Annotated in this window: 5 protein-coding genes; all 5 read left to right on the top strand. The window is 63.2% G+C overall.

Annotated elements, in window-relative coordinates; genetic code table 11:
* The first annotated feature begins 12 nt into the window (after positions 1 to 12).
* Positions 13 to 2,010 (top strand): poly-beta-1,6-N-acetyl-D-glucosamine N-deacetylase PgaB, encoded by a 1,998-nt coding sequence (gene pgaB / locus JV201_RS00780; RefSeq protein ID WP_219406377.1) that lies wholly within the window; start codon positions 13 to 15, stop codon positions 2,008 to 2,010.
* A gap of 3 nt (positions 2,011 to 2,013) precedes the next feature.
* A complete protein-coding gene (gene pgaC, locus JV201_RS00785; protein ID WP_003218180.1) occupies positions 2,014 to 3,360 on the top strand; it encodes a poly-beta-1,6-N-acetyl-D-glucosamine synthase in 1,347 nt (448 codons plus the stop codon).
* A complete protein-coding gene (gene pgaD, locus JV201_RS00790; RefSeq protein WP_008433665.1) occupies positions 3,357 to 3,839 on the top strand; it encodes a poly-beta-1,6-N-acetyl-D-glucosamine biosynthesis protein PgaD in 483 nt (160 codons plus the stop codon). The genes pgaC and pgaD overlap by 4 nt, the downstream gene beginning before the upstream one ends.
* A 321-nt stretch (positions 3,840 to 4,160) precedes the next feature.
* Positions 4,161 to 5,882: a ShlB/FhaC/HecB family hemolysin secretion/activation protein gene (locus tag JV201_RS00795; protein WP_257903276.1), complete on the top strand. Its 1,722-nt coding sequence runs from the start codon at positions 4,161 to 4,163 to the stop codon at positions 5,880 to 5,882.
* A 31-nt stretch (positions 5,883 to 5,913) separates the two neighbouring features.
* Positions 5,914 to 11,810 (top strand): filamentous hemagglutinin N-terminal domain-containing protein (locus tag JV201_RS00800; protein WP_219406378.1); only part of this gene is annotated, 5,897 nt, incomplete at its 3' end.

Here is an 11,810-nt window from a genome sequence, read left to right on the forward strand (position 1 = left end):
AAGAGTCCGATCATGCCTGTCTTGTCCCGTTGCCTGTTGGCCCTGGGGTTAATGCTGAGCAGCGCTTGCGCCCAGCAACCCGCACCTTTCACCCCACCCGCCGAGCGGCTCAAGCCTGCCAGCGAAGCGGCGTGGCCGAAGAACCATTTCCTCGGTATCGCCTACCACGACATCGAGGACCGCGACCCCGATCAGGCTGTCGTGGCCGTGCGCACCGAACGTTTGATCGAGCAGTTGGCGTGGCTGCGGGAAAACGGCTACCAGCCCGTCACCGTCGACCAGATTTTGGCGGCCCGCAACGGCGGCCCGGAGTTGCCGGCGAAGGCGATTATGCTCAGTTTCGATGACGGCTACGCGAGCTTCTACACCCGTGTGATGCCGATCCTGCGCAGCTACAACTGGCACGCGCTGCTGGCGCCGGTGGGTTCGTGGGTGGATACGCCGCTGAACCAGCCGGTGGATTTCGCCGGTACACCTCGGCCGCGTTCGGACTTCCTGACCTGGCAGCAGGTGCGCGAAATCGCCCAGTCCGGCCTGGTGGAAATCGCCGCGCACACCGACGCCAATCACAAGGGCGTGCTGGCCAACCCACAAGGCAACCTGCAACCGGCCGCCACCACCCGACGCTTTGACCCGGCGACCCATCGCTACGAAACCGAAGCCCAGTTCCAGGCGCGGATGCGCACCGACGTGACGGCGATCTCCAACAAGATCCGCGCCGTCACCGGCACGGCGCCGCGCGTGTGGGTGTGGCCTTACGGCGCTGCCGATGGCACCTCGCTGGCGGTGGTGGGCGAGCAGGGTTACCAGATGGCCCTGACCCTGGAAGACGGTCTCGACAGCCTCGGCAACCTGATGAGCAGCCCGCGCTTCCTGGTGGCCTCCGACCCGGACAGCGAACACTACGCCAACGCCATCGTCGCGACCCAGACTGAAGCCCCGCTGCGGGTGCTGCATGTGGACCTGGACAACGTCTACGACCCGGACCCGGAACAGCAGGTGCGCAACCTCGACAAACTGATCCAGCGCGTGGTCGACATGGGTGCCAGCACCGTGTTCCTGCAGGCGTTCGCCGACCCCAAGGGCGATGGCCTGGTGCGTTCGCTGTACTTCCCCAACCGCCATTTGCCGGTGCGCGCCGACCTGTTCAACCGCGTCACCTGGCAACTGCGCACCCGGGCCCACGTGAACGTATTTGCCTGGATGCCGGTGCTCAGTTTCGCCCTCGATTCGAAGCTGCCCCGCGTTACCCGTTGGGACCCGCAAACCGGCGAGGTCGCCATCGACCCGGACCAGTACCAGCGCCTGTCGCCGTTCGATCCGAAAGTGCGGCAGGTCATCGGTGAGATCTACGAAGACTTGGCCCGCACCAGTGCCATCGACGGCGTGCTGTTCCACGACGACGCGGTGCTGTCGGACTTCGAAGACGCCAGCCCGCTGGCGCTCAAGGCCTACGCCGCCAATGGCCTGCCGGACACCATCGAAGCCCTGCGCGCCGACCCTGCGGTGATGCAGCGCTGGACGCGTTTCAAGAGCCGCTACCTGATCGACTTCACCCATGAGCTGACGGCCAAGGTCCGCAAGCTGCGCGGCCCGCAGGTGCAGACCGCACGCAATATCTTCGCCGAACCGATGCTCAACCCGGGCAGCGAAGCCTGGTTCGCGCAGAACCTTGACGACTTCCTCACCAGCTACGACTGGACTGCGCCGATGGCCATGCCGCTGATGGAAGGCCAGGACCTCAAGGGCTCCAACGCCTGGCTGGAAAAGCTCGTGGCCACCGTCAAGGCCCGCCCCGGCGCGCTGCAACGCACAGTCTTCGAGTTGCAAGCCAAGGACTGGCGCACCTCGGCCGCCCCCGATCTGGACGGTGCACAAATGGCCGAGTGGATGGGCGTGCTCAAGCGTCAGGGCGTGACCAGTTTTGGCTACTACCCCGACAACTTCCTGGAGAATTCGCCGGATCTGAAAACCGTGCGTCCGGCCCTTTCCAACCAGTGGAATCCTTGACTCATGTTCGACAGAATCCTCGCGCTTATCGTCTTGTCATTGGTATTGGGTGTGCCCCTTGGGCTGATCTTTTTGGTCACCGGGCAGTTCCTGATGGACTTCGTCTTCTTCTATCCACTGTTCATGTCCGGCTTGTGGATCGCCGGCGGCCTGTACTTCTGGCTGCACTGGGAGCGCCACTGGCCGTGGGCGGATGACACCCCCGCGCCGGTACTCGCCGGTGAGCCGCTGATCTCGATCCTGATCCCTTGCTACAACGAAGGCGACAACGCCGCCGAAACCATCGGCGCCGCGTTGGCCCAGCAATACCGCAACATCGAAGTGATCGCGATCAACGATGGCTCCAGCGACAACACCGCCGCCGTGCTCGATGCGTTGGCCCTGAAAGAGCCGCGCCTGCGGGTGCTGCACCTGGCGCAAAACCAGGGCAAGGCCGTGGCGCTGCGCATGGGCGCAGTGGCGGCGCGCAGCGAATACCTGGTGTGCATCGACGGCGATGCGTTGCTCTCGCCGAACACCGCGGCGTACCTGGTGGCGCCGATGCTCGACAACCCGCGCCTCGGTGCCGTCACCGGCAACCCGCGCATTCGCACGCGCTCCACCTTGATCGGCCGGGTGCAGGTGGGCGAGTTCTCTTCGATCATCGGCTTGATCAAGCGCACCCAGCGGGTCTTCGGGCGGATCTTCACCGTCTCCGGCGTGGTGGTGGCGTTTCGGCGGGCGGCTCTGGACCGGGTCGACTACTGGAGCACCGACATGATCACCGAAGACATCGACGTGAGCTGGAAGCTGCAACTGGACCACTGGAGCATCTTCTACGAGCCCCGCGCGCTGTGCTGGATCCTGATGCCGGAAACCCTCGGCGGCCTGTGGAAGCAACGCCTGCGCTGGGCCCAGGGCGGTGCTGAAGTGCTGTTCAAAAATATTCGTGGCATCTGGCAATGGCGCCATCGCTACCTGTGGCCGCTGCTGTTCGAGTACTGCCTGTCCACCGGTTGGGCCTTCACCTTTTTGCTCTCGGTGATTTTCTGGGCCGTGGGCAAAGTGGTGACGCTGCCCGCCGCCATCGCCGTCGACTCGCTGATGCCGCCGGCCTTCACCGGCCTGCTGCTGGCGGTGGTGTGCCTGGTGCAGTTCGCGGTGAGCATCATGATCGACCGGCGCTATGAAAAGGGCCTGTGGAAAACCCTGTTCTGGACCGTCTGGTACCCGTTGGTGTTCTGGCTGGTGAGCCTGTTCACCACCCTGGTCAGCTTCCCCAAAGTGCTGTTCCGCCAACACCAGAAACGCGCGCGCTGGGTCAGCCCGGATCGCGGAATCAAAGCCCCCACTACGGATGTGCAACCATGAACCTGATCCGAACCCAACAGCGCCCGGTGATGTGGGCCATCGACGTATTCCTGACCCTGCTGGCCTGGGCCGGGCTGATTATCCTGCTGGTGCGCGGGCTGGTGCCGATGCTCGACAGCCACGGCGGCCCGCGGATCGATGCGCCGATTTTCGCGGCGCTGGATACCTTGCAGATCTACCTGTGGATTGCCGTCTTCAACGCGATGGTACTGATCAGTTGGGCACGCTACCAGCAGCGACGTGGCAAGCACTTTGCCCAGCGGCGCTCGGCGGCCAAGGCCTTGAGCGACCAGCATTTGAGCGACAGCTTCAGCCTGGGGGAAGGTGACCTGGAGCAACTGCGCCGCCCGGGTGTGCTGGTGATTCATAACGACCACGAAGGGGGTGTGCAGGAAGTGACAGCCCATGTGTCCCGGCATGTGGAGCGGCCAGGGTTGAAGTTGGTGGCGGGGCAGGAGCGGACCAAGGAGGTTGGTTAACCGGGATATCGAAAAATGGGATCCAATTCACAAAATAACCGCGAACTTTTCTCATCTTTTGGCTACTAACCAGTCTTGATACCGCATTGATGGCCAAGTAATGGCAATTGTAAGCGCCACCATTGGATGTGTATCAAAACTGTTACCGCTTGTCGGAATAAAAATTCCAATTGCAAGCAATTAAACGTTGCATGATTTATTTATTGTTAATAATCAGCAACTTATATGCCTGTTAAACATAACTTCCCACTAAGCCAGAATCTTGGCCCACCGGAAGTTCGATGTTAGTTTGCCGGCCCCCGCTTTTTCGACGGATCGAACATGTCTTTATTATTGCCACGGACTCGGCTGCTGCTGGGCGTTTGCCTGCTGACTTGCTTCGCACTCAATAGTGCGACGGCTGCGCCCACGCCTGGCGATCAGGACCTGATCCGCGACCGGCAAAACCGTCTGCTGGAAGAACAGCGCCGGCGCCTTGAAGACCTCAAGGAACTGCCCGGCAAAGAAGCCAAGCCCGAAGCGCCTGCCACCCCGGCCGACACCCGTTGCTTCCCGATCAAAGACATCGAACTCAAGGGTGCCGACAGCCTGCCTGCACCGGACCGCGAGCGCCTGCTCAAGCCGTATATCGGCCAGTGCCTGGGCGTCTCCCAGCTCAACCAAGTGCTCAAGTCGATCACCGACTACTACATCGACAAAGGCATGGTTACCAGCCGTGCTTACTTGCCGCAGCAGGACCTTTCCACCGGCCACCTCCAGGTGTTGGTGGTGGAAGGCAAGCTCGAAGGCTTGAAGGGCGCCGACGGCAGCAACCTGTCCCCGCGCGAGCTGGCCATGGCCTTCCCCGGCAAGGTCGGCGAGCAGCTCAACCTGCGGGAAATCGAGCAGTTGGTGGACCAGTTGAATCGCTTGCCGTCCAAGCAGGCGCAAATGGAACTGACCCCCGGCAGCCAAGTGGGCGGCAGTGAAGTGCAGGTCAGGAACGTCCCGCAGAAGCCCTGGCGCGCCAGCCTGTCGCGCAATAACGACGGGCAGAAAAGTACCGGCGAACAGCAGTGGGGCGCCGGCCTTGAGTGGGACAGCCCCCTGGGCCTGGCCGACCAGTTGGTGTTGCGCGGTGGCCACGATGGCGTCAGCGACCATCAGAAAACCTCGAAAAACAGCATGCTGTATTACAACGTGCCGTGGGGCTGGTGGAACTTCAGCTACACCTACAGCGAGAGTGATTACCGCACCTTTGGCGTAACCAACGACTTTAAATTCAAGCAGAACGGCGACAACGAAAACCACCAACTGCGCGCCGAGCGGGTGATCCATCGTGACGACGTGAGCAAGACCTCGGTGAACGTCGGCCTGTCGCACCTGCGCACCAACAACTACATCCTCGACGTGCGCACCGAGCCCAGCAGCAACCGCCTCAGTGAACTGCAACTGGGCATCAACCACGGCCGCCGCATCGGCAATGCCTTCGTCAACCTCGACCTGGGCATGCAGAACGGTATCGGCGCCTTCGATGCCCAAGCTGAAAACGAGCGCGATCAGTACGGCAATCGCCTGCCCAACGCGCGCTACCGCAAATACACCGCCACCGTCAGCTACTTGCAGCCGTTCACGCTATGGGGTGAGTCGTTCAGTTTCTCCAGCCTGGCCACCGGCCAACGCAGTGAAGACATTCTGTTTAGCCCCCAGCGCATGAGCCTCGGCGGCTCGGCCTCGGTGCGCGGTTTCAAAGACCAGCAGCTCACCGGCGACAGCGGCGGCTACTGGCGCAACGACGTGCGCTGGGCGCGCCCGGTGACCTGGGACTGGATGCGCCCGGCCTTTGCCGAATACGGCGCCAGCGTCGGCTACGACCAGGGTGTGATCAGCAATGGCCGCTACAACGACAACGTGCACGGCCGGGTCTCGAGCAACTCGCTGGAGCTGTTCGCCCGTGGCAAATACGTCAGCACCAGCGTGACCTTTGCCCATTCCCTGGAACGCCCGGCAGTGATGAGCGAGCGCGAAGCGCCGATCTACTTCCGCATGGATTTCTTCCTGTAATTCAACGCCCCGTTACATCGAGAATATGACAATGGATGTTCGCCACTTTGCCTTCCTGGCCCGCCAACCTTCTGCTGCGCTGAAACCGCGAGACTCGTTCTTCGGCCTGCCCAAGCGCGGTTTGGTGCTGATCCTGGCCAACGCGCTGTTCTGGCAGCCGCTGCTGGCTCAGGCCGGAGGCATTGTGGTCAGTGCGCCGGGCACCACCGTCGGCCAGGCCGGCAATGGCGTACCGGTGGTGAACATCGCCACCCCCAATGGCAGTGGCTTGTCCCATAACCAATTCAAGGACTACAACGTCGGCCCCAACGGCGTGATCCTCAACAACGCCAACGGCCCCATGACGAACACCCAGCTGGGTGGCTACATCGTCGGCAACCCCAACCTCAAGGGCGGCGCGGCCAGCGTCATCCTCAACGAAGTCAACGGCGGCAGCCCCAGCCAACTGCGCGGCTACACCGAAGTGGCGGGCCAGTCGGCCAAGGTCATCGTCGCCAACCCGTACGGCGTCACGTGCAGCGGTTGCGGCTTTATCAACACCCCCAACGTGACCCTCACCACCGGCAAACCGGTGCTCGACGCCAGCGGCCAGTTGCAGCGCTACCAGGTTGACGGCGGCGCCGTGACCATCGACGGCGAAGGCTTGAATGCCAGCAACGTCGACCGCTTCGAAATCATCACCCGCTCGGCCAAGATCAATGCGCAGATCAACGCACGAGAATTGACCGTCATTGCCGGGCGTAACGACGTCGATGCCAACAGCCTGAAAGCCACCGCGCGCGCCGATGACGGCAGCGCAAAGCCCGAGCTGGCCATCGATTCCTCGGCATTGGGCGGCATGTACGCCGGTGCGATCAAACTGGTGGGCACCGAGGCCGGCGTAGGGGTGAAACTCGACGGTACGCTGGCCGCCAGTGGCGGCGATATCCAGCTGGATGCCAACGGGCGCCTGAGCATGGCGCAGACGGCGACCACCGGTAACCTCAAGGTCACCGCGCAGAACGTGAACCTGACCGACAAGGTCTACGCCGCCGGCAATGTGCAGGTGAGCAGTGCTGAAGAACTGGTCAACCAGAAGAGCCTGGCCGCTGGCCAACGCATCGAACTCAACGCCACCACCGTCACCAACCCGGGCATCATCGAAGCAGGCGTGCAGGCCGATAACAGCCGCAATGCCACCGGCGATGTGGTGGTGAATACGCAAACCCTGAACACCAGCGGCAACGTCCTGGCCAGCCGCTCGCTGAGCGCCACGGCCACCCGGGAACTGAACAACCAGGGCGCAGTGATCCAGGGTAAAACCGTCACGCTGAACAGTGCCAGACTGACCAACCAGGGCGCCACCGCGCGGGTGTATGGCGAGCAAGCGCTGGCGATCAACGCGCCGGCCATCGTCAACCTCGGCGGGCTGATTCGCTTCGGTGCCGATCAGGCGGCAACGCTGCAAACCGATTCGCTGGATAACCGCCAGGGCCATATCCAGGTCGCGGGCGGCAGCTTGACGCTCAACAGCGGCACGCTGAATAACACCGGCGGGCAGATTGTCGCGGGCAACCTCGGTGTGACAGCGGACACGATCAACAACCAGAACGGTTTCCTGGTTGCCGACGCCGTGACGGTCAACGCCGCCCGCCTCGACAACAGTGCCAAGGGCTTGATCAGTGCCGAGAAAGGCGCGCTCAACCTCACCGTCACCAACACCTTCAACAACAGCCAGGGTCATGCCCAGGCTGGCACTGACTTGAACCTGCGCGCCGGTGACGTCGCCAACCAGGACGGCAAGCTGGTGGGTGGGCAACTCACCGCTACCGTCGGCAGCCTCAGCAACAACGACACAGGTGTACTCAGCGCGGATGCCGGCAAGTTGACCTTGACCGTCGCCCAACAGTTGAACAACGCCAAAGGTCACTTGCAGGCCGCCCAGGGCGACATCGAACTGCACGCCGCGAGCCTGGATAACCAGGGCGGCGCCATCATCGGCAAGCAGTTGCTGCTGGATGCGCGAAGCGGGCAGATCGACAACCGCGCCGGGCGTATCGTCGGTGACCAACTGGACGTCCGCGCCGGCAGCCTCGACAACCGCAGTGCCGGGTTGCTGGCCGGTGGTGTGCCGGGTGTGAGCGTGGTGCTGAACGACCAATTGCTCAACACCCAGGGCCGTATTCAAAGTGAGGGTGACCTGCTGCTGACCGGCAAGCGCCTGGGCAACAGCGCCGGGATCCTGCTGGGCAAGGCCCTCACTGTCACCGCGCAAGACCTCGACAACAGCAGCAAGGGCGCGCTGGTCAGCAATGACGGCGACATCACCCTCAACATCAGCAACCTGCTGACCAACACCAACGGTGTGATCGACGCCGCCGAACGCAGTGTGCTGGTCAAGGCCTTGACCACCCTCGACAACCAGGGCGGCACCTTGCGGGGCAAGCGCCTGGATATCGCGGCGCAAACCCTCGACAACGACCAGGGCCAACTCCTGGCCGGCAATCAGGGCGTGAGCTACCGCGGTCAGGACCTGAGCAATCGCCAGGGCATGATCCTCAGCGGTGGCGCGGCGGTCGACCTGACGCTGGGCACCTTGAACAACCAGGGCGGCACCGTGCAGGGCGATAGCTTGACGGTGACAGCCGACAGCGTCGACAACAGCCAAGACGGCACCAAGGCCGGCGCGTTGACCGCCTTGAAGAGCGACCTGCAACTGACGGTCGAGGCCTTGACCAACCGGGGCGGCAAACTGTTCGGCAAGGAGCACGTCACCGTCTCCGGCGCCACCCTGGACAACAGCGCCAACGGCCAGATCAGCGGCAATCAGCTCAGCCTGACCTCGCGTACCCAACTGACCAACCAAGGCGGCCTGATTGAGTCCAACCAGGGCCTGACCTTCAATGGCGGCAACCTCGACAACAGCGCGGGTGGCCAACTGCGGGCGATGGAAGGCGCCAGCAGCACGCTGACGGTCACCGACCAACTGAATAACCAGAACGGCATTCTTGAATTCGGCAGCCAGGCCTTCAGCCTCAGCGCCGGGCATCTGAATAACCAGGCCGGGCAACTGCAGCACGCTGGCACCGGCGTGTTCAGCCTCAATACCAGCAGCCTCAGCGGCAGCCAGGGCAGCATCAATGGCCTGGGCACCGCCGACTGGTCGTTCGGCCGGGTCGATGGCCTCGGCCGTGTGCAACTCAATGAAGCCTTGCACTACACCAGCACCCAGGGCCTGAGCCTCAAGGCCGGCGACCGCCTGGCCAGCGCCAAGGGGCTGATCCTGGATGTCGCCAGCCTGGATAACGCGGGCGAGTTGCTCAGCGACGGTGACCTGACTGTCAACCTGACCGGCGACATGACCAACAGTGGCCGCCTTTCGGCCCAGCAAAAACTGAGCGTGGTCGCCAACAACCTCAGCCAGAACGGCGGGCGTTTGGCCGGCGGCACCACCACCCGCATCACCCTGGGCGGTACGCTGGATAACCTCGGCTACCTCACCGCACGCCAGCAACTCGACATTGCCGCCGCACAGATCAACAACCGCGGCACCCTCGGTTCACAAGGCAACGTCAACCTCAGCGCCAGCAATGGCATCAGCAATAGCGCGGACACGCTGCTGTTCAGCGGCGGCGATCTGACCCTGCGCGGGAACAGCTTCAGCAACCTGTACGGCGACGTCTACAGCAAGGGCAACCTGAGTTTCGCGGCGCTCGATGGCGGCATGGCGGCGGGCTTCAGCAACCTTTCCGGTACGGTTGAAAGCGAAGGCAATATCGGCATCAGTGCGCGGAATGTGGAAAACGCCAAGGCTGAATTCGAGTTGGGCCAGACCGTCACCACCGGCAGCCTCAATTGGCAGTGCGGCCAGCACTGCGGCGGGCACGACTCGTTCAAGCGCGGTCAAATCACCATCAACCAGACCTACCTTGAATCCGCGATCAAGGACTCGGCCTCTGCGCGCCTGGTGGCGGGCAAAGACCTGCTGATCCAGGGCGACAACGTCCAGAACCGCTATAGCCTGCTGGCGGCGAATGGCAACCTGAGCATCACCGCCAACGACCTGCTCAACCAGGGCGCCGCGACTCGCACCGGGCAGAACACCATCGTCATCGGCACCCCGCAGCGCATCGACACCGATGAGTGGGACCGGATGGAATACATCGACGTGCCCGCCTTCAACGCAGCAGTGGCAGCGGGTAATTTCGATGAAGCACGCTTTGAGGTGCTCAAGGCCCGGTCGAGCGACTGGCGTTTCTCCGAACAAAGCAACGTCACCACCTGGACCGACAACGGCGGCCCGGGCTACACCGCGACGATACAGGCCGGTGGCGCGGTCAACCTCAACGTTGCGCGCACCTTGCAAAATGGCACGTTGCACACCAACACCCTGGAGCAACTGACCGGCACCCTCGGTGACGACCAGACCGGCATCCCCGTCGGCGGCATCAACATCAACCTGAGCAAGCACGTCAACGACGCCACCGCCCAGGCGCCAAGCAGCGTATTGCCGGTGACCAGCATCGCGCCCGACGGCCGCTACGTACCCGTGGACTACACCGGCGAGTCCTTCACCCCGGTCGACCCCACCACCGCGCCCGGCTTCCAGTTGCCCAAGGGCGACTACGGCCTGTTCATCAAAAACGCCGACCCCACCAGCCACTACCTGATCGAGACCAACCCGAACCTCACCACTGTGGCGGGCTTCTTCAGCTCCGACTACATGCTCGGCAAGCTCGGCTACAGCCCCGACAACGCCTGGCGTCGCCTGGGTGACGGGCAATACGAGTCACGGCTGATCCGCGATGCCGTGCTGGCGCAAACCGGGCAACGCTTCCTCGCCGGTGGCCTGACCAGCGACTACGACCAGTTCCGCTACCTGATGGACAACGCCCTGGCCAGCAAGGACGCCTTGCGCCTGAGCGTCGGCGTATCCCTCACTGACCAGCAAGTCGGCGCCCTGACCCACGACATCGTGTGGATGGAAAACCGCGTGGTCGACGGCCAGACCGTGCTCGTGCCGGTGCTCTACCTGGCCCAGGCCGACTCCCGCAACGTGCGCGGCAACAGCCTGATCCAGGGCCGCGACCTCAACCTGATGACCGGCGGCGACCTGATCAACGTCGGCACCCTGCGCGCCAGCAACAACCTCTCAGTGGCCAGCAGCGGCAGCCTCTACACCGGCGGCCTGATCGAGGCCGGCAACAACCTCAGCCTGCTGGCCCAGGACAGCATCCGCAATTCCATGGCTGGCGAGATACGCGGCACCCAGGTCAGCCTCACCACCCTGAAGGGCGACATCACCAACGACAACACCGCCATCCAGGTGCGCCAGGGTGCCGGCATGCGCACCCTCACCGACAGCAGCGCCGGCACCATCACCGCCCGCGAAAACCTGGCCATCGACGCTGGCCGCGACCTCACCAACCACGGTGCACTCACCGCCGGCGGCGATGCCGACCTGAAAGCCGGGCGCGACCTCAACCTGATCGCCGTCAGCGACACCAGCGAGATCCACGCCTTCAGCGACGGCGGGCACAAATCCACCATCACCACCGACGTGAAAAACCAAGCGGCCACGGTCACGGCCGGCGGCAACCTGAGCATGGTGGCGGGGCAAGACGTCAACATCATCGGCAGCAACGCCACCGCGGGTAAGGACCTGAACATTCAGGCCGGGCGCGATTTCAACGTGGTGTCTGTCAGCGATGTGCACAACGTCGAAGGCAAGGAAAAAGACGGCAAGAAACGCATTAAGACCGCGGATGAGCAGACCACGCAGTTAGCCAGTGTGCTGACGGCGGGCAGGGACTTTACGAGCCAGGCCGGGCGCGACACCACGCTGGTGGCGAGCAAGATCAGTGCGGGGAATGAGGCTTATCTGTATAGCGGGGATAAGTTGAATTTGCTGGCGGCGCAGAACAGTACGCATACGTTGTATGACATGAA

This window comes from Pseudomonas sp. Colony2 (genome assembly GCF_019382755.1).
In the GTDB taxonomy this organism is placed as follows: domain Bacteria; phylum Pseudomonadota; class Gammaproteobacteria; order Pseudomonadales; family Pseudomonadaceae; genus Aquipseudomonas.

Bases quoted from the DNA above. Each gene is read 5' to 3' on its own strand.
- JV201_RS00795 (WP_257903276.1), top strand. From the start codon at position 4,161: ATGTCTTTATTATTGCCACGGACTCGGCTGCTGCTGGGCGTTTGCCTG.
- pgaC (WP_003218180.1), top strand. From the start codon at position 2,014: ATGTTCGACAGAATCCTCGCGCTTATCGTCTTGTCATTGGTATTGGGT.
- pgaB (WP_219406377.1), top strand. From the start codon at position 13: ATGCCTGTCTTGTCCCGTTGCCTGTTGGCCCTGGGGTTAATGCTGAGC.
- pgaD (WP_008433665.1), top strand. From the start codon at position 3,357: ATGAACCTGATCCGAACCCAACAGCGCCCGGTGATGTGGGCCATCGAC.